Annotated in this window: 17 protein-coding genes; 11 read left to right on the forward strand and 6 right to left on the reverse strand. The window is 45.3% G+C overall.

The annotated features are described in order from the left end of the window. The first annotated feature begins 252 nt into the window (after positions 1–252). From CIK96_RS05950 to CIK96_RS05960, 3 genes are read left to right on the forward strand one after another with little or no spacing between them, the layout of a single operon-like run. Positions 253–864, forward strand: a complete 612-nt coding sequence (locus tag CIK96_RS05950; protein WP_094440047.1) for a DUF6088 family protein — start codon at positions 253–255, stop codon at positions 862–864. After that, entirely contained in the window at positions 851–1,876 is a 1,026-nt protein-coding gene (locus CIK96_RS05955; RefSeq protein ID WP_173815649.1) for a nucleotidyl transferase AbiEii/AbiGii toxin family protein, read from the forward strand. Before CIK96_RS05950 ends, CIK96_RS05955 begins: the two co-directional genes overlap by 14 nt. Before the next feature lie 56 nt (positions 1,877–1,932). Beyond that, complete coding sequence (locus tag CIK96_RS05960) at positions 1,933–2,418, forward strand: hypothetical protein (RefSeq protein ID WP_094440048.1); 486 nt, start codon at positions 1,933–1,935, stop codon at positions 2,416–2,418. A gap of 779 nt (positions 2,419–3,197) precedes the next feature. On the opposite strand, the gene CIK96_RS05965 is transcribed toward CIK96_RS05960, so the two are convergent. The 3 genes from CIK96_RS05965 to CIK96_RS05975 all read right to left on the reverse strand — a co-directional run bounded on the left by CIK96_RS05965 (position 3,198) and on the right by CIK96_RS05975 (position 6,874). Further along, positions 3,198–4,208, reverse strand: coding sequence for an acyltransferase (locus CIK96_RS05965; RefSeq protein ID WP_094440049.1), 1,011 nt, complete (start codon positions 4,206–4,208; stop codon positions 3,198–3,200). 37 nt (positions 4,209–4,245) lie between these two features. Then, positions 4,246–4,578: a heavy metal-binding domain-containing protein gene (locus tag CIK96_RS05970; RefSeq protein ID WP_094391715.1), complete on the reverse strand. Its 333-nt coding sequence runs from the start codon at positions 4,576–4,578 to the stop codon at positions 4,246–4,248. Positions 4,579–4,687: 109 nt separating this feature from the next. Then, on the reverse strand, positions 4,688–6,874 hold the full coding sequence (locus CIK96_RS05975) for a TonB-dependent receptor domain-containing protein (RefSeq protein ID WP_158214835.1): 2,187 nt from the start codon (positions 6,872–6,874) through the stop codon (positions 4,688–4,690). Positions 6,875–7,067: 193 nt separating this feature from the next. Here CIK96_RS05975 and CIK96_RS05980 point away from each other — a divergent pair, with 193 nt between their 5' ends. Next, positions 7,068–8,027, forward strand: coding sequence for a LytTR family DNA-binding domain-containing protein (locus CIK96_RS05980; RefSeq protein ID WP_158214836.1), 960 nt, complete (start codon positions 7,068–7,070; stop codon positions 8,025–8,027). A gap of 1,134 nt (positions 8,028–9,161) precedes the next feature. Here CIK96_RS05980 and CIK96_RS13220 read toward each other — a convergent pair. After that, entirely contained in the window at positions 9,162–9,311 is a 150-nt protein-coding gene (locus CIK96_RS13220; protein WP_158214837.1) for a hypothetical protein, read from the reverse strand. Positions 9,312–10,533: 1,222 nt separating this feature from the next. Further along, positions 10,534–12,588 (reverse strand): molecular chaperone HtpG, encoded by a 2,055-nt coding sequence (htpG, locus tag CIK96_RS05985; protein WP_094440052.1) that lies wholly within the window; start codon positions 12,586–12,588, stop codon positions 10,534–10,536. Between the two features lie 171 nt (positions 12,589–12,759). Here htpG and CIK96_RS05990 point away from each other — a divergent pair, with 171 nt between their 5' ends. Genes CIK96_RS05990 through CIK96_RS06000 form a run of 3 tightly spaced genes read left to right on the forward strand, consistent with a single transcriptional unit; the run spans position 12,760 to position 15,214 of the window. Further along, the gene (locus CIK96_RS05990; RefSeq protein ID WP_094440053.1) at positions 12,760–14,001 is read left to right on the forward strand and encodes a hypothetical protein; all 1,242 of its coding nucleotides are present in this window, start codon (positions 12,760–12,762) and stop codon (positions 13,999–14,001) included. 45 nt (positions 14,002–14,046) lie between these two features. Beyond that, on the forward strand, positions 14,047–14,535 hold the full coding sequence (locus tag CIK96_RS05995) for a DUF4494 domain-containing protein (protein WP_094436156.1): 489 nt from the start codon (positions 14,047–14,049) through the stop codon (positions 14,533–14,535). Between the two features lie 4 nt (positions 14,536–14,539). Continuing rightward, positions 14,540–15,214 (forward strand): YggS family pyridoxal phosphate-dependent enzyme, encoded by a 675-nt coding sequence (locus CIK96_RS06000; protein WP_094440054.1) that lies wholly within the window; start codon positions 14,540–14,542, stop codon positions 15,212–15,214. A 21-nt stretch (positions 15,215–15,235) separates the two neighbouring features. Here the strand turns inward: CIK96_RS06000 and CIK96_RS06005 are convergent, their stop codons facing one another. After that, positions 15,236–16,009 carry an EFR1 family ferrodoxin gene (locus tag CIK96_RS06005; protein WP_094440055.1) on the reverse strand — a complete coding sequence of 258 codons (774 nt, stop codon included), beginning with the start codon at positions 16,007–16,009 and terminating at the stop codon, positions 15,236–15,238. A gap of 279 nt (positions 16,010–16,288) precedes the next feature. Here CIK96_RS06005 and ftsY point away from each other — a divergent pair, with 279 nt between their 5' ends. Genes ftsY through CIK96_RS06025 form a run of 4 tightly spaced genes read left to right on the forward strand, consistent with a single transcriptional unit; the run spans position 16,289 to position 20,025 of the window. After that, positions 16,289–17,245, forward strand: coding sequence for a signal recognition particle-docking protein FtsY (ftsY, locus tag CIK96_RS06010; protein ID WP_094389893.1), 957 nt, complete (start codon positions 16,289–16,291; stop codon positions 17,243–17,245). Next, positions 17,238–18,539, forward strand: coding sequence for a 30S ribosomal protein S12 methylthiotransferase RimO (gene rimO, locus CIK96_RS06015; protein ID WP_094436160.1), 1,302 nt, complete (start codon positions 17,238–17,240; stop codon positions 18,537–18,539). Before ftsY ends, rimO begins: the two co-directional genes overlap by 8 nt. Then, entirely contained in the window at positions 18,536–18,820 is a 285-nt protein-coding gene (locus tag CIK96_RS06020; protein ID WP_094389895.1) for an HU family DNA-binding protein, read from the forward strand. Before rimO ends, CIK96_RS06020 begins: the two co-directional genes overlap by 4 nt. After that, positions 18,817–20,025, forward strand: coding sequence for an HU family DNA-binding protein (locus CIK96_RS06025; RefSeq protein WP_094440056.1), 1,209 nt, complete (start codon positions 18,817–18,819; stop codon positions 20,023–20,025). The genes CIK96_RS06020 and CIK96_RS06025 overlap by 4 nt, the downstream gene beginning before the upstream one ends.

The following is a 20,025-nucleotide window of genomic DNA, read 5'->3' on the forward strand; positions in this document are numbered from 1 at the left end:
CGAAACCTATTTTTCCTTTCCGAAAACTGTAATACTGTAAGCTGTAAGAATTATAAGTCATGATGTCAATGACCTGTCACTGTGACATCTGAGAAAATCAGTCAAAAGTGAGTAATATATCTTGCATTTATGGAGAAAAATTATAAAAATCTTCATTTTTTCTCTATGATTTGATTGATATTGAAATAAAAGTAGTAACTTTGCATTCACAAATATTTGATAAGTTTGTGAATAGATTTGTATTAAACTACAATGGTAACGATTGAGAATAAAATACTTAGCTGCTTAAAGAAGTGCGGAAGGGGTACTGTATTCTTTCCGGATAGGTTTGCTCGCTATTCATCATCGGATAACATACGCAAGGCTCTTGAGATATTAAAGTCCAAAGAGCTTATTATAAATGTTGCCCGGGGTATATATTGTTATCCTAAAATTGACAAGCTATTGGGACTTGGGGTAATCTTACCATCTGTCGATGATATTGTAAATGCAATAGCCAAGCGTGACCATATAAAAGTTGTACCAACAGGTGTACATGCACAGAATATATTAGGTCTTTCTACGCAGGTTCCTATGAATTATGTGTTCCTTACCAATGGCTATGCCAAGAATTTAACAGTTTTGGGAAATATCAAAGTAAAATTTAAGCAGACATCTTCAAAGAATATTTCCTTTCAGAACAAATTGGCTATGCTCATTACGTATGCCCTCAAAGACTATGGGCAGAGTAATGTTACAAAAGACCAGATAGACCATATTCATAAATTACTCAGATTAGAAAATAAAGACAGCATTGTCAAGGATTTGGCTTTAATGCCTGTATGGATTAGAAATATAGTGATGAAAGCATATGAACAAGAATAACTTTTTCTTATTGTCAAAAGAGCAGCAAATCATGGTGTTGAATCAAACATCTCCTAAGACCGGATTACCACCACAAGCCATAGAGAAGGATGTTTGGGTCTCAACTATTCTTCAAATAGTATTCACTCTGCCTTTTGCAGATAAATTGATTTTCAAGGGAGGTACGTCTCTGTCCAAAGTTTGGGGAGTTATCAATCGTTTCTCAGAGGACATTGATCTTGCTGTTGATAGGTCTTTATTTGATCTTGAAGGCGACCTTACAAAGAAGAAAATCAAGAAGCTACGCAAAGCTTCTTCCATATTTGTTAGGGAACAATTTGCCACAGAACTTCAGAAGAAAATTGAAGAATATGGTCTTGCAGAGCTTTGTACCATGGATGCAGAACCTGACGGTGAAGGTGATGGAACATATCCTGAACCACGCAAAATCTTCATCCGATATAAAAGTGCCTTAGCAGATGTTGCCACATATCTGCAACCAGTTGTGATGTTGGAAATTGGTTCAAGGTCACTATTTGAGCCCAATGAGAAATGCCATATCCAAAGTATGCTTGAACAGCAGTTCCCAGCAATCCAGACTTCACTCGTTGATTCAGAAGTTGCAACGTCTATCCCTGGCAAGACTTTCCTCGAAAAGGTGTTTCTCATTCACGAAATGTTCTCAGTTGAAGGTCATGGACTTAAAGCAGAACGTAAGAGCCGTCACTTGTATGACTTGTATCGTATGATGAACATGGATTTTGCGGTGAAAGCAGCCAGTGATGACCAATTATGGGAAAGTATTCGTCATCATCGTGAGATATTCACTTCTGTAAGTGGAATGGACTATACACCAGAAGTCCGTAAACGAATGCAGTTGGTGCCACGTCCAGATATAATTGACGCGTGGAAAGCTGACTATGAGGCAATGATGGAGACGATGATCTATGGTGATAAACCTTCATTTGATGAACTCATTTCTGCCATGTTAGAACTTCAAGAAAGGTTCCGGAGTTCTAATTCTGTATGTTGATACAGCAACAAATTTTGCATAAAACACTATAATACAGAAATATAATAATATAAAAAATGAGAACAATACTCAACAACAGATGGGTGAAACTCGTCAAACAATTGTTTTTTACAATTCTACTGACCGTGACATCCCTTTTCTGTGCGCTAAAAACGGATTTGACATTTTATATAATCATTGGATGGTTTGGCACGTTCTTTTTCGGAATAGGAGGAACGTATGCCTTTGTTCGAGACCTAATTTATAATATAAAAGGAAGATGCTGGGTTCTGATACTTAACGAAGGCCTTCTTATCGGTAAGACCTTGATACATTGGGAAAACATCGAGGGTTTCGGCAAATGGAATGGAGGCGTATTGGTGTTCACAAACAATGTAGAAGAAAGATTAGCAGCTGCAAATCTGATTAAAAGATGGAACATGAAACTATCCATTAAAATGAGTAAAACAGATATACTTGCCCCAGAGTTGGGATTTGAAGGTAGTTGTAATGATTTCATTGCACAATGCGAGGAAGAACTTATCAAATTTAAAAACAAATAGCAATTTGCAATGATGAGTACTATAGTTTTACATTGCAATAATAAATGCCCACCCCAACAGCAAAAATCAGTGATTCATCTTATTAAGATTGACAACTGAAAATATAAACCCACTGATTTACAGCAGTGATGCCGATTGTCAGTGGGTTTATTGTTCCCAAAATGAATTCCGCAAGCCCTTTTGGGTGCATTACTTTTTGTCCACATATATTTCCGGTAGGCAAATCCAAGTGGTAACTACTCAGGTAGGTTTGCCGTACTCCCCCATGCACAACTTCCCTCGTTGCAACCAACGAGAGTAAATCGTTCTTTTACAAAATATGAAGCTGTTTATAATGTCAGCATGCTCGGTTTGAGTTGTGCTATTAATTGCAACTCATGGAACGGAGAAAGATCTTGCTTTTTGGCAGTATCAATGACGGAGTGTATTACTGCATACGCTTCGGCTCCAAGGAACGTACGGAAAAGTCCTGCGACTTTCTGCTTCGTCTGATGTCACGGGGACGGGTCAATGACATCAAGTTTTTTTGCTTTCCCAAAACTGTTATCTGTTATCTGTTATTTGTAACGCAAAAAATTCATTTTGGGAAACTGTCAACTGTCAAACTGTAACGTCTGGTGTGAATTGGCATGGTCCAAGAAACAGAAACCTGTCCTCGTGTTTTAAGAATCCGAAACCTATTTTTCCTTTTCAATAACTGTAATACTGTAAGCTGTAAGAATTATAAGTCATGATGTCAATGGCCAGTCCCTGTGACATCCTAGGGCAAGAAATATCATTCATAAAACCCTTTTCACTCCCGGCAACAGGCGCAATAACCATGTGAAGGCGAATGACAATACAGTTGAGACAACACCGACGAACATAAACTTGCCAAAGGCTCCCATCCATACACCATCAAACATATTCTGAATACAAATCATCAACGGCAAATGGACTATATATGCGCCATAGCTCTGAGCCGAGAGCCAAGAGAGTGCTTTATTGCCCATATTGACTTTCTCGCGGAACAGCCATAACAAGCCAAAACTGATGAAAACGCACATCAGCGACTCATAGATTCCAAACCATTGCCAAACGAAATCATTCCACTCACCGTCTTGTCGGACATAGTTTCCTATAGCCAATGCTCCACCTATCAACAATGCCACAACACCCGTCGTCTTGGTCATCTTGTCGAGCCAGTCAAATCGATAGGCAAGTATGCCCAATACAAACATCATGACATACTGAAGATAGTGGGCAGGTTCAAATGTCCATATACTAAGACTAATCCAATGATCTTGTGGACTCTCCTGACGAATGAAATAACTACCGATGCCCATAACCAATGCTACTATAAACAGTCCTATTAGCGTCGGTCGTGAGTCGCAGTCTTTAGATATTGCCGGGCATCTTTTCCTGACTACGGCATAGAAGAAGCTGAATATCAAAAGACTTTCCACAAACCACATGTGGGCTATCTCGACTTTTCCTGTAGCATATGTCAAAAGACCACCCATCAACAACAATGGAACTCCGAGACGAAGTATTTTCTTCCTGACAAAGGTGCCAAATCCCTGCCTGTCATAACTGCCAGGTATAAAATACCCTGATATGAAGAAATACAACCCCATGAAGAACGCAGCATTAGTAGAGAAGAAATGCCATATCCAAGGCATCACCTCCGCAGGATTTGAAGGAGTATATCCCCACTCGCCACCGTCACCATACGCTTGTCCCGCATGATGGAATATAACCAAGAAGGTCAATGCCACCTTCAGATTATCAAGATAATTCAGTCGTACCATAATACTAGGTAAGTATGCTTGTGTAATCGTGTATCAGTTATTCAACAAACGAAGATATCACTACTGCAGTACCGCTTGCCGTCACCATCAGCATCGAACCGTTGGCCCCGAGAGCCTCATAGTCGAGATCGACACCTACGACGGCATTGGCTCCCATCATCTGTGCACGCTCCTGCATCTCGCGCAATGCTATGTCCTTGGCCTCGCGCAATACGCTCTCGTATGAGCCACTGCGTCCGCCTACGATATCGCGGATGCCGGCAAAGAAGTCCTTCACGAAGTTGGCGCCAATGATGGTTTCACCAGTCACCAAACCCTTATACTCTCTAATTGGATGCCCCTCAATAGTGGGCGTTGTTGTTACTATCATAATCATCTCGTTTTAAAATGTGAAACAAAATTTTTTTTATTCATTAGACGATAAACGTCAACGATTTACTACAAAATAATGATGTCAATGACCTGTCCCTGTGACATCTTTACATACGCTTGATTGCCGCTTCGCCTGCACTTTTGCCCTTATACTTGCTCTTGGTGGCATTGAAGGCATAGCGCACCGACAGTGCCACACGATGGAAACTGTAGTTGCCGCGTCCCTCTCCAAATACGTCGCCTTGCTTCAGCGTATAGTTGCCGAGGTCGATAACCGCATCCTGCTTTGCCGTGTTGAATATGTCGCAGAATGAGAGGCGCACCACGAGCGACTTGTCCTTTAGGAATGATTTCTGCACTGCGGCGGTCAAGTTCCAATATGCCTGCAGCAGGCGCACGTTGCGGTAGTGGGCTTTGCTATAGAACTGCGAGTTGAGTTCCAACTGCCAGTCGCGTTTCAGTCTGAAGGCATTGTCGCTATTGAATATCAGCATAGGTTTGTCGTAAGTGACATGGCGCTTGCCTGTTGCCTCGCGCGGATCGTCGAGATTAAACGAGAGCCACTGCTTCTGCACTCCCACTGTATTGCTCGTGGTCCACACTCCCACTGTGGGAGATAAGTTCACGAAGGCACAGAACACGTCGATAGGACGGTCGAAGTTCACCATGCCAATCATAACCACTCCATTGTCGTCGTAGGGCGATGTCCAGTCGTATATGGCATCCTTGATATGCAGGTAGTTGACATTGAAGGCTATCCATTTCCATCGTCCCGAGAGGTCGAGGGTGTGGCGTATCTCGTTTTCCAACAGAGGATTACCCGTCTGCAGTGTGTATTTGCTGCCATAGTCGATTTCGCTTCTCAACTGATAGTATGACGGGCGTGTGGTCTTTACGCCATAGCTTAGTTGCATCTCCACGGTTCCGAGGCGAGTGCCGAAAGATAACGAGGGGAAGAAATCGTCATGATTTCTCTTCACCGAGCGCGATGGGTCGGTCTTATCATCGAAGTCGAATGCCACATGCTCATATCTCATTCCGAGAGTCAACATTCCTGCCTTGGGTATCATGATGCCATATTCGAAGAAAGCGGCATAGTTCTGCTCGTTCACCTTCGACATCCTATCGAAGATATTATCCACACCGCTGATGCGATAGTCATTGTCGCGACACACGGTGGTCATTTCACCACCCAACTGCAGTTTGCCTGTCCAAAGAGGATGTTCGGCAATAAGTCGCGCGGCAAAGAGGTGGCTCTTGTTCTCGGTCATCGACTCCACGGTGCGCATACCCGACATAGCCTGCTCGTTGACATGATTGTCGTTCTTGTCACATTGCGAGTAGTAATCCACATTGGCGTCAATACCCCATTTGCCTATCTTTCCGTTGTAATATGCATTCACAAGTAGGGTATTGGGATTTTTGTATTTGATGTCGCTCTCCGACTTCAGGTAATCCTCCTTCATGCCATTGCGCAGCACGTCTTCCTCCATCTCAAACCAGTAGCGGTTTTTCAACCATATACCTCTCTCCAACTTCACTCCAATGAAGTTGTCATCGTCAAATTGCCAGTTGACTCCGGCGTTGAAGAACATACGCGAAAATTTCTGGTCGGATTGGGTATATCCTGTCTGGGTATGGGAAACAATTGAGTTTGTATTCTGCTTGAGGTATGTGTTCTGCTCGAGCAGAGACCTGTAACCATCGAGATAGTCGTTTTGGAATGTCACACCGCCGAAGAAGTCAAGTCCCTCATGACGATAGTTGAGATTGAGGGTGGACGTCAGGTTGTTGTTGCCCGATTTCAATGCCTGTTCGTCGCTCACGTCGAAGCGACCGCTGAGCCCCTCGCCCTGCTGACGACGCGTCTTTATCTTCACCACGGCGTTCACCGAGGCATCGTATGCAGCTCCCGGACTATTGACTACCTCCACCTCACGTATATCCTGACTTCTCAATCTTTTCAGTTCCTCAAGGTCCTGCACCTTTCGTCCGTTAATATAATAAATAGGTGAACCCTTTCCTATCACCTGCAACTGACCACCCATACGCATCATACCAGGCACACGCGAGAGCATGTCCTCAACCGAGCCCGCCGACTCCAATGGCGAACCCACAATGCGAGTGACCATCGCACCGTTTCTCATCTTTGTTCGCGGAGCAGTGGATTTCACCACAAACTCCTGTAGGTTGAGCGAGTAGTTAACCGAATCTTTCTTCTCCGTCTGGGCATTGGCTGTTGCCACTCCCAACATTGCGGCGATTGCCGCCAAACATAATTTCAATGTCGTCATATCTTTGTTCATTTAAAAATTTTCCGTTGCAAAGTTACGTTGGATATTTGGATTCTTCAATAGCGTGGGATATAAGGCAGAGGAAATGGGATATTACGTCTTCCATTCGTCACATATCCCTACCATTTGTCCCAAATATTTAGAAATATGGGATAAATGGTGTATCTTTGCAATCGATTTTGAAATTATGACGATGATGAAAAGACAATTAAAAGAACCAATAAATATCCGCATCATTCACGAAAGCGTGTATGCCGGCATATTCGTATTCCTTTTGTTATGGCTCACCATGCCATTCAATGTCGAGACTATCCACGAAGGTCGCCCTCTGTTCTTCCTCGCACAGAGTGTCATAACCACTGCGGTCAGTATGATAACCTGTATATTCACTGCCCACATTCTCCACATGCCCATGGACCCCAAGTTGCCGCTCAACACTGTCCATCGCAACTCTATCGTCAACTATATAATCAATATCCCCATCCTCGCCCTCGCACTCACTCTCTTCGGGGGATTCTTCTTCTGCAATAATCCCATCGAACCCTGGTGGTACGACGAACAATTTCACCTTGATTATTTCTTTGACTACATATACTACGTCTCAGCCACATGCATCTTCTTGTATATCGGCACCTACGTGCGCAACCGCAACTGGCATCTGCGCCATCAGCTCGAAGAGGTGCGCACCATCAATGCCCTGCTTGAGGAACGGCAGAAAGCCATTGCCGAACAGACAGAAAAGGAGGATGAAACAAGCGACAATACTCCCTGCGAGGAAGTGCGCCAGTGCCACCTCGTGGGAGCCACGGGCAACAGCACACTCATTCTTCCTCCCTCTAATATAATATATGTAGAGTCGATGTCCAACTATGCCAATATATGTTATATGGAATCAGACGAGGTGCGCCACAAGATGATGCGAATCACGCTCAAGCAGATTATGGAGAGTATTGGCAGCGAACCGTTTATGGTGCAGTGTCATCGCGCCTTCATCGTCAATCTCAACTTCGTCGTGTCGATGTCTAATCGCAACTCTGCCTATCAGCTGCAGATATTCGGTACAGACAAACCCATCCCCGTATCGCGCAACAACACCTCTGTGGTAAAGGAAAAGTTATTATTGAACACAGAGACTCAGAGGCACAGAGAATAATAATAAGTTACTCGACTTTCTGAAGTGATAATCTGTGATAATTAAAATATCTTTGATATTTAAAAATCTGTGATAATCTGTGGACAAAAAAGACTCAGAGCATAGTCTGGTTTTTCAGACCACAGATTAGCACAGATTGGCACAGATTAAGAGCCAAAGCGTACAAAAACGCCTTTTACCATATGTATGTCTGCCCAACCTCTGCCCATCGGGGCTTCCGGTATGAGTATAGACGTTATAAAGATAATATTTTTACCTTGAAAACCACTTTGTTTGGCTGGCAAAGTATGATTTCAAGGTTTGATTTAACAGTATCAAACATAAATATGTCAAAGAATTCCACTTTTGTGTGATTTTTCTTTCTAAAAAGTTTGTATTATCAATGATTATTCGTATCTTTGGAGCACGAGAACCCGCCAAGCCTCTCAACGATGCTCAAATGTGCGGGTCGTTTTTGTTAAGTCAAATGAGCACAACCGAATTTTATTCGGATTTTGCCATGACGAGAAAACGAAGAACGAAGTTCATGGTTTTCTGTAAGTCAAATTTCTCTATGTAACACGATATGCCAGGGATAAAATTATAACTTTGTCCCATGTAACATGCCAACTTACTACGTGCCATCCCTTACGGATGTGCTTATAGAAAACTGTCAAACTGTAACGTCTGGTGTGAATTGGCATGGTCCAAGAAAACAGGAACAGTCCTCGTGTTTTAAGAATCTGAAACCTATTTTTCCTTTTCAATAACTGTAATACTGTAAGCTGTAAGAATTATAAGTCATGATGTCAATGACCAGTCCCTGTGACATTCCCTAAAAAAATCCACGGAGCACACGGATCACACGGATGACACAGAAAAGATTTTTGTTAAAGATTATTTTTAAGATTTTATTTTAGATTTACACCATAGGTCAACTGTAACGCTTGAACGCAAAAATGGTTTATGGAAACTGTCAACTGTCAAACTGTAACGCTTGCGATTGACATTGGTTTTGCTCTTATGATGTCGGAAATGTACGTTTTTTGTCCATACACAATGTTAGGAAAGTGATAATATATTGTTAATAACTTTACCTGATTATGGCACTCAAAGAACGTTTTCGTTAAGCCAAATGAGCAGAGTTAAGCTCGCTTAAACTCTGCCATGGAGAGAAAAGGTGCCATAAAATGGAATGCTTTTCTTAGACATACGCTTCCCCATAGCCTTGTCGTAGAGTTCTTCGAGTCTGTTGGCAAAGTCATGGTGACGTAGTCCGGTAATCGCGAATCTGTATGTGGTCATGATCAGGATTTTTTGTGGGCTTTTTATTTTAGCGACAAAAGTAGTAAATAATTTCGAGACCACAAAAAGGAAATGGGAAGAATAGCGCTTGAATTTTCTATTTTGGATTAAATCTATACTGGTGAGCGATGAAAACTATTTACTTTATGACGAAAATAACAAATAACAGATAACAGATAACAGTTTCCGTAAAGCAAATAAATAGCACCTCAGAGAGAGAAGAAGTCAATTTTCAAATTATAACATATATAACTTATATAAATATATATATATATATAAATATATATATATATTATATATAAATTTTTGGCTCGAAGTTTTGATTTTCGGTTTATCAAAACTGTTATCTGTTATCTGTTATTTGTTATTGCCATTTTTTGCGTTTTACTGAAAAATGCCGTTTTTGGCTCTTTTCTTTACAGCGCCTAACATCATACCCATGATCTTACCACAGTTTCAAGCCAATAATTGTATAGTGCTCCACCTATCTGCCTTATATTCAGCAACATACAATAACCGCCAAGATTTACACTCCAAAATTAGACTTTGTAACGCATTGATACACAGATAAATGTAACAAGCCGTGGGAAAAATGGTCACAAGTTGACGGACAAATGGGTGAACCGATTATTTTTCTTCGTACCTTTGCACTGGCGTCCAAGATAGGCGGCACCTCGGAAATGAAAAGAAAAACGAGTTTCTCTTTTACATTCCACTCGGTTTGCACTATCTTTGCACCGCAGTCCAAGATAGGCGGCACTGCGATTCAAGAGAGAATCACTCATCGCACTGAACATTCCGTCCGCACACAGACGTGGGCAACTCCTTAGTAGGTCACCAGTGAATCCGCACTAAATCCCAAAATTAGGCGGACAACGATGGGACAAAATGGGAGGAACATGGGAACTGAAAAGGAGAAACCGACGATGTGGGAATGGGTGCGATATTGCTAATTTATTGCTACAACAAACTAATCGAAAAAACGGGAAAACGACTTGCCATTTTCCAATGGGACGCATCAAGGACATGTTAACGCAGTGTGACAATATAAGCGTGACAATATAACAGTATAACAGTTTTTGAAAAGCAAAAACGGGTGGCAATGGTAGGGGGGGGCGAGGTCGATAAAAAGATAAAGACCGACGAGAAGAAACAAAAAAAATCCCGACCACACCGGTTGAGAGCGGGTCGGGATTGTGATCATGGAGCGTATGAAAACGCTTTATTTGATGAGCTCAACGCTACGCTGCAAGAACTTGTCGAGCGCTTCGCCCTTGAGCATGCCGTTCTGCAGAAGTGCAAGGTCGATGAGCTGATGTACGACAGCGTTCTGCTTGCCAAAGTCGGCAAACAACTGCTGCTTCTTGTTTTTCTGCTCGGCGATGGCCTTCTCGGTGTTGGCTTTGTCGTCTTTCTCCTCCTGTGAGAGTTCTTCGGGCTTCTTGCCTTCTTGCGACTGGCGCAGGGCAGCCAAACGAGCCTCTTGTCCGCGCAATTCGCTCTCGATGGGTTTGAGGGCATCGGCAGTAGATGAACCACACTCGTCGAGTACGCGTTTCACAAGGGGATGGTCGCTGTTGAGCACGAGGTTGAACGAGTCGGGCATCTGGGCATAGAAATTCATGCCAGCCTGGAAGCGGCTCATCTCCTTCATACGACGCATGTATTCGTTCTGGGTGATCATGACAGGACGGGCATTGGCACCGAGCGCCTGCACTTCGACCATAAACTCGGTCTTGTCGAGATGGGGAAGCTGAGAACGGAACACAGATGACAAATTGGCAGACTCGTCGTCGCTCAAGGTACTTTTTGGCGCATCGTCTTTCACGATGAGGCGGTCGATGATGTCTGCATCGACACGGGTGAAGCGACTCTTCTCAAACTTCTGTTCGAGCATCTGGATGGCAGGCACGTCAAGCTGTCCGTCGAGCAGGAGCACGCTGTAACCCTTGTCTTTGGCAGCCTGAATGTAGCTGTACTGCTCTTCGCGGTCGGTGGCATAGAGATAGACGAGGGTGTCATCCTTGTCTTTCTGAGTGCTCTCGATGAGTTGTCTGTATTCCTCGAAAGTGAAGTATTTGCCTTCGGTATCTTTGAGCAGGGCAAAGTCTTTGGCGCGGTCGTAGAAGTTTTCGTCGCTCAACATACCGTAGTTAATGAAGAGTTTCAGGTCGTCCCATTTCTCCTCATAGCCCTTGCGGTCTTCTTTGAAGATGGCTTGCAAGCGGTCGGAAACCTTCTTGGTGATATAGGTGGAAATCTTCTTCACCTCGCGGTCGCTCTGGAGGTAGCTGCGGCTGACGTTCAGAGGAATGTCGGGTGAGTCGATGACGCCATGGAGCAGGGTGAGAAACTCTGGCACGATGCCTTCCACCTGGTCGGTGACAAACACCTGGTTGCAGTAGAGCTGAATCTTGTTGCGCTGCAGTTCGATGTTGGACTTGATGCGTGGGAAATAGAGAATACCCGTGAGGTTGAAGGGGTAATCCACATTGAGGTGAATCCAGAAAAGGGGTTCGTCGTGCATGGGGTAGAGGGTGCGGTAGAACGACTTGTAGTCCTCATCCTTGAGGGTTGAGGGAGCCTTGGTCCAGAGGGGTTCTACGCTGTTGATGACATGGTCTTCATCGGTATCCTGCATCTTACCGTCTTTCCACTCCTGTTTCTTGCCGAATACCACGGGCACGGCCATGAACTTGCAGTATTTATTGAGCAATTCTTCAATCTTGTTCTTCTCCAGGAATTCCTTGCAGTCGTCATCTACATGGAGCACGATGTCGGAACCGCGGTCAGCCTTGTCTGCCTCGTCGATCTCGTAGGCAGGACTGCCGTCGCATGACCATTTGACAGCCTTTGCGCCATCTTTGTAGCTCTTGGTGATGATATCCACCCGCTTCGCCACCATGAACGAAGAGTAGAAACCGAGTCCGAAGTGTCCGATGATATTGTTGGCATTGTCCTTGTACTTCTCCAAGAAGTCGTTCACGCCAGAGAATGCAATCTGATTGATGTATTTGTCGATTTCCTCTTCGGTCATACCGATACCGCGGTCGCTGATGGTGATAGTGCCTTTCTCGGTATCGAGGCTGACACGCACGGCAAGGTCGCCCAGTTCTCCCTTGAACTCACCCTGCTGAGCGAGTGTCTTGAGCTTCTGAGTGGCATCGACAGCGTTGGACACCATTTCACGAAGGAAAATCTCATGATCGCTATAGAGAAACTTTTTGATGACGGGGAAGATGTTCTCTGTAGTAACCCCAATATTACCTTTTTGCATGATAGTATATCTTATGTTTTGTTTGCTATGACATACACTTTGCAAATTGCGTGCCAATCTTCTGATGCTGTCATCGATTTTTGAGAAAAGGGATGAAAAAAACAGCACTATTGTTGTTCGGTTCAGAAATTATGATTACTTTTGTGCCACATAATTCTAAAAGCATCAACGATGAACTACGAAGAACTTCTGGCCACACGCCGACAAGGACGACTCTATCAGACAGAACTGCCGATTGGCGAATTCTGCCGCATGCAGATCGACGGTAAGTATCGCAGTGTGGTCCATGTGCGAAAAGAAATGCTCGACAACATCAAGTTTGGTGAAGCTCTGAAAGCCGAGTGTGACCGCAACCTGTCACTTGCTGACAGTCACATCATACACTTCCGTCCTGTGGTGGAACAGGGCGAGATTACACGACTCGACTTGGAACCTGGTCAGTATGTGCCTTTGTGTCATGTGCTCAACGAGCATCCTGCCATTGTGGCTGAACCCCATTTCATGGAGCAGTTTACGCGCGGACTGCTGGAGGCTGCCGCCTTCCTGCACAGTCACGGACTGCGCTATGTGTGCTTCTCGCCACAGACCGTATTCCTCCGAAAGGGCGATCAGGCCGTCATGCTCCTCTCGTGTGGTTCCTACTATCAGGCGCTGAGCGACCAGAAGGCTTTCTATGCCGACGGAAAAGCTGACTATGTGGCACCGGAGGTGCTCGAAGGTGGAACCGTGGACGAGCGTTGCGACATCTATTCGATAGGAAAACTGTTGGAGACGGTCTTTGCCGATGCACAACTGCCGTTTGCTTACCGGAAGGCTTTCAAAAAAGCCACCGCACAGATGCCGGAGGACCGCTATGCCTCGCCAGAAGACATGCTACGCAGCATAGACCGCAGACGGGGAACCTATCGGTCGCTGGTGACGCTGGCTGTGGCTGCCGTGGTGGCGTTGCTCGTGGTAGGGCTCTATTTCGACCTCATGCCCGAACAGGAGAATATCGAGTTTGTCAAACCAGCCCCACATACCGCCACCGACGACTTGATAGACGATGGATTCAGACCGGAAGACCTCGGAGTGGTGCCTGCCGACTCGATGTCGGAAGAGGCTGTGGCTACCCAGCGTGAATACAATGCCAAGGCGGAAGAGATATTCCGCAAGCGCTATGAAAAGGAAGCCGACCGCATACTGTCCAAGATCTACAACAGCAAGAATATGGGCAATACGGAGAAAAACTTCAGAGCGATGAGCGAATCAAACGTGAAAGAACTGCTCAAAGCACAGGAGGAGCTGGCTGCCGATGCTGCCATCGACCCCGCCAGAAGTCACGCCATCGCTACGGAAATCATCGAACGGCTGACCAATCAGAAGAAAGCTGCCATTGGCATGGGGTCTAATGCCAACGGGGTGCAGAAATAATAGAATTTTTCATACAATTACACATATAAATAATAATCAGAAAAAATGAGAAGCAGAACAGCAATTTGGTTTGAATGTAAGATTCAATACGAAAAAACCATGGAAGATGGACTTCAGAAGAAGGTGACCGAGTCATACACCGTTGATGCACTCAGTTTCACCGAAGCTGAGAAACGCATCATGGAGGAAATGTCCTCATACATCAGTGGCGAGTTTACTATCAAAGACATCAAAATAGCTCCATATAAGGAAATCTTCTTCAGCGACGAGGAAATGGCTGACAGATGGTATAAGGCTAAACTGCAGTTTATCACCATCGACGAAAAAACGGAAAAGGAGAAGCGTACAGCTGTCAACTACCTGGTGCAGGCTGGAACGCTGAAAGGCGCTGTGGGCAACATAGATGCCGTGATGGGCGGAACCATGATCGACTACGTCATCGCATCGGTGGCTGAAACAACCCTGATGGATGTGTTTGAATACAACAAGACAAAGGTGGACGACAAACCCGAATACGAACAGCAAAACGCATAAGAATATGGATTACGATGTGAAAGGTCATCTTCGCGAAGTGCGCTCACGACTGCCCGAAGGAGTGTGTCTGGTGGCTATCAGCAAGTACCATCCCGTGGAGTATCTCCAGGCTGCCTACGAAGAAGGACAGCGCGTGTTTGGCGAAAGCCATGAGCAGGAGCTCCGACAGAAGGTGGAGGTGCTGCCCAACGACATACAATGGCATTTCATCGGACATCTGCAGACCAACAAGGTGAAATATATCGCTCCGTATGTGTCGATGATAGAAGCGGTGGATTCGCTCAAACTGCTCAAGGAAATAGAGAAGCAGGGTGCTAAAAACAACCGCGTGATTGACGTGCTGCTCGAACTCCATATTGCCGAAGAGGAAACTAAATACGGACTGACACTCGATGCCTGTCGCCAACTGCTCGAAGAGGGCGAATGGCGCAATATGGCGCATGTGCGCATCTGCGGTCTCATGATGATGGCTTCCTATGTGGAGGACGAAGCGCAGATACGCCAGGAATTTCGTACCGCACACAACTTCTTCGATGAGGTGAAGCAAAGCTATTTTGCTGAATCGCCATACTTCACACAGCGCTCATGGGGCATGAGCCACGACTATCCTATTGCCGTGGAAGAGGGAAGCACGATGGTGCGCGTGGGTACTGCTATTTTCGGTCCAAGGGTCTATTGACCACCTGGGAACAGCCCACGGTTATTGGTCGGACTTGAAATAATACTGGCCACGCTTCCGCGTAATGCTGCCGTAATTGATGGCATGCGTGGGACAATGGTGGTAACAAGACAAACAACAGGTGCATTGTCCGTTGTGTAACCACACGGGCGGTGCACCTGCTATATCTCCCACAGGACAAACCTTGGCACAAAGACCACACTGGATGCAGGACTGACTATCGACAGTAAATTTGCGGTCGGTTATCATCCAACGGTTGAAAAACGCACCAATCACATAGGAATAGAGGCGGGGAGTAGCACCACGCTCCAGTTCAACCACACCGGTCTCGCAACGCTTGACGGTCTCGGCAATACGCTCCACGACAGTGCGTGCCTCGGCAATCTTCTGATGCTCGCGCGCTGGTGTGTCGGTCAGCATGAAAGGCAGGCAAACATAGGTTTCGGGCATGATGACCGAAAACAAGGTGGAGGCATGGAAGCCCTTCTTCCGTAAGTCGTTGTTGAAGATGGTCATGGTCTCACCCGTGTCATCGCCACAGGTGGTGATGGCGTAGGTGTAAGTGTTTGTGGAACAGGTGATCGCGACTTTCTCGATAAAGTTGCGCATGATGTGGGGCGGTTGCCATCCATGAGTGGGAAAACAAAAGCCTAAACGCTCGTCGTGCTCCAACGTGTAGTGGAGAGCATTCTGTCTTAATGCTTGGGCAATATCCACCAAGCGCTCGCCCGTGGCTTGTGACAATTGTTGGGCAACCCATCGGGTGTTGCCTGTTCCGGAGAAATAGAATATCATGGGTGCAAAGGTAATGATTATTGATGTAAATGCGCACAATAATCGAATGTTTTTCTTGTATTTCGCTCGGTTTGCACTACCTATGACCTGCGGTCTTAGGTAGGCTGCACCTCGGAAATAAAAGAAAAAATGTGTTTTTCTTTGTATTTCGCTCGGTTTGCACTACCTTTGAGCTATGCTCTTAGGTACTCTCGCTCGATAATAAAAAAAGAAAATTGCTTTTTCTTTTTGTATTCTGCTCGCTTAATCGTACCTTTGCAAAAAGAAAAATTAAAAATCATGGGAATATTTGGATTCTTTAATAAAGACAAAAAAGAAACACTGGACAAAGGTCTGCAGAAAACGAAAACAAGCGTGTTCGACAAACTGGCACGTGCAGTAGCTGGAAAATCAAAAGTCGATGACGATGTGTTGGACGACCTTGAAGAGGTGCTTATCACAAGCGACGTGGGAGTGGATACTACACTCAAAATCATTGAGCGAATCGAAGAAAGAGTCGCTCGGGATAAATATGTCAGCACAAGTGAACTCAATGGAATACTCCGTGAAGAAATTGCTGCACTTCTCGCTGAAAACAATACAGACGACAACGACTCGTGGGATCTGCCAACAGACCACAAACCCTATGTCATCCTCGTGGTGGGAGTCAATGGAGTGGGAAAAACCACTACCATCGGAAAACTCGCATGGCAATTCAAACAGGCGGGCAAGAAAGTGTATCTGGGAGCTGCGGATACCTTCCGCGCTGCTGCCGTAGAACAACTCTGCATCTGGGGAGAAAGGGTGGGAGTGCCCGTTGTCAAACAACAGATGGGAAGTGATCCTGCCAGTGTGGCGTTCGACACCATCAGTTCGGCTAAAGCCAATGGCGCAGACGTGGTACTGATAGACACCGCAGGAAGACTACACAATAAAGTGGGTCTCATGAATGAGCTCAAGAAAATCAAAGACGTGATGAAGAAAGTGATGCCTGAAGCACCTGACGAGGTGATGCTGGTGCTCGACGGTTCTACAGGACAAAATGCCTTCGAACAGGCTAAGCAGTTCTCGGCAGTCACTCAAATCTCGTCACTCGCCATTACCAAACTCGACGGAACAGCAAAAGGAGGAGTGGTAATAGGTATCAGCGACCAACTCAAAGTGCCTGTGAAATATATCGGACTCGGAGAAGGTATGACCGACCTCCAACTGTTTAATAAAACCCAGTTCGTAGATTCACTCTTTAAGCATGAATAAAAAGAAGAAAACCATAGATTTCATCACCATGGGGTGCTCGAAAAATCTTGTTGACAGCGAGAATCTCATAGGACTCTTCGAAGCCAAAGGCTACGAGGTGACTCACGATAGTGAGCAACCTCAAGGAGATATTGTGGTCATCAATACCTGTGGATTCATTGAAGATGCTAAGCAGGAAAGCATTGACGCAATACTCGAAATGGCACAGGCTAAAACGGAAGGACGACTCGAAAAACTCTTTGTCATGGGATGTCTTTCGGAACGATATCTGGCTGACCTTGAGGCGGAAATACCGGAAGTGGATGGATGGTATGGAAAATTCAACTACAAACAACTGTTGGCTGACCTGGAAGAGTCAATGCCGGATGGGGCACACAGACATCTTACTACTCCCAAACACTATGCGTATCTGAAAATAGCTGAGGGATGTGATAGAAACTGTGCATACTGCGCCATTCCCATTATCACGGGACGACACAAAAGCAGACCTATTGAGGAAATACTCGACGAGGTGAAATATCTCGTAAAACAAGGCGTGAAGGAGTTTCAGGTTATTGCACAGGAGTTGACCTACTATGGGGTGGATATTGACGGAAAGCAGCATATTGCCGAACTCGTGGAGAAAATGGCAGACATAGAAGGCGTGGAGTGGATCAGACTGCATTATGCCTATCCAGCACACTTCCCATGGGAACTGCTGAAAGTGATGCGAGAGAAAAAGAATGTCTGCAACTACCTCGATATTGCTTTGCAACACATCAGCGACAATATGCTCGACAGAATGCATAGACACGTCAGCAAGGAGCAAACCTATGAACTCATCAGAAAAATGAGAGAGGAAGTGCCGGGAATACACATCAGAACAACACTCATGGTGGGATTCCCTGGGGAAACAGATGAGGACTTCCAGGAACTCATCGAGTTTACCAAATGGGCACGATTCGAAAGAATGGGGGCTTTTGCATACTCCGAAGAAGACGGAACATACTCGGCTAAACACTATAAAGACGATGTGCCAGACGACGTGAAGCAGAACCGACTCGATAGACTGATGCGCATTCAACAGAATATTAGCGCAGAGGTGGAGGCGGAAAAGGTGGGTAAAATCATGCGCGTCATCATCGACAGAACAGAAGGGGAATGGTATATTGCAAGAAGCGAATTCTGCTCACCAGAGGTTGACCCGGAGGTCCTGATACCAGTTAGCGAAACAGAATTGACAATCGGGGAGTTCTATGATGTTCGGATTACCGACGCAGAGGAATTTGACTTATATGCAACAACACGACTATGAACAATAAGGAATTTATCAGCATGCTGTCACAGCGCACTGGTTACGACCAGAGAATCACCCAGAAACTCGTGAGTAATATCGTTACTGCCATGAGCGACGCCTTCGTGGATGACAACAGCGTGGTGGTGCCCAATTTCGGACTCTTTGAAACGAAAAAGAAAATGGAGCGCATCATGGTCAATCCTGCATCGGGAGTACGTATGCTTGTACCACCTAAACTGGTGCTGACATTCAAGCCTACACAAACCTGGAAAGAAAAACTGAAAGGAGACAGACTATGAATAAACTCACACTCAACAATATTGCCAAGGTGTTGGTCGAAAAAAACGGATTGGAACCTAAAGAGGCCATGATGTTTACTACGGCTATGTTCGATCTGATTCACGACAGACTCAACGAAGAGGGAATTGTCAAGGTGAAGGGACTCGGCACATTCAAAATGATACGGGTAGAAGCAAGAGAGAGTATCAATGTCAGAACCGGTGAACGTGTGTTGATAGACAGTCATGCAAAAATTACATTCACACCCGATGCGGTGATGAAGGAACTGGTCAACAAACCTTTCTCGCAATTTGAAACCGTTGTGCTTAACGATGATGTTGAGTTTACCGACATGAAGAGTGAAGAAACTACCGACGAAACAAATAACTCTGAACAATCGGAATCCTTGGTTGATGTTGTAAGTGAAGGGGGAACGCCTGAACCTGCTCCTGAACCTACTCCAGAGCCAGTTGCCGAACCTACTCCTGAACCTGCTCCAGAGCCAGTTGCCGAACCTACTCCTGAATCAGCTCCAGTAGTTGCTCCCGAGCCAGTTGCCGAAGTTGCTCCTGAACCAACTCCCATAGTTGCTCCCGAGCCAACCCGAGAGGTTCCCGAACCTACAGTACCTTCTGCCGATGAGGAATCGGAAGAAAATACATCAGCTGTGCAGACATGCTACGAAGAAGATGAAGAAGAATCGCATTGGCATCGCAATATTGGTTGGGCATTCTTGGTCTTGGTGCTGATGGTAGCATCGGCAGTAGGCGGCTACTTATATGGTGTCGGACAAATTCCAAGTCAGACAGCAATGGCTGATACAGTTTCTGTGGTCAAGGTCAATCCTGTTGTGACAGACACATTGGTAAACGATAGTCTGAAAGCCGACTCGGTTGCCGTTAAGACCGAGGCAAAGCACGAAGATGAGGCAGCTTCAGAAGAACAGCCTCAAGAGAAAACAAGTCAGAATCTGCACGACAAATATGCGGAGATGGACGCCCGTGTGCGTACAGGAGCATACAAAATAACCGGACTGGACAGAGAAGTCAAGGTACGCGCTGGAGATAACTTAAAACGCATAGCACGGCGTGAACTCGGAAGCGACGATATGGTGTGCTATATTGAGGTGTTCAACAAAATGAATGCAAGTGCTGAACTCAAAGAGGGACAGACCATCAAGATTCCTGCTTTGAAACTGAAGAAAAAGAAACAGCGAGACGATTAA

The organism is Prevotella sp. P4-98, assembly GCF_002251405.1.
Classification (GTDB): domain Bacteria; phylum Bacteroidota; class Bacteroidia; order Bacteroidales; family Bacteroidaceae; genus Prevotella.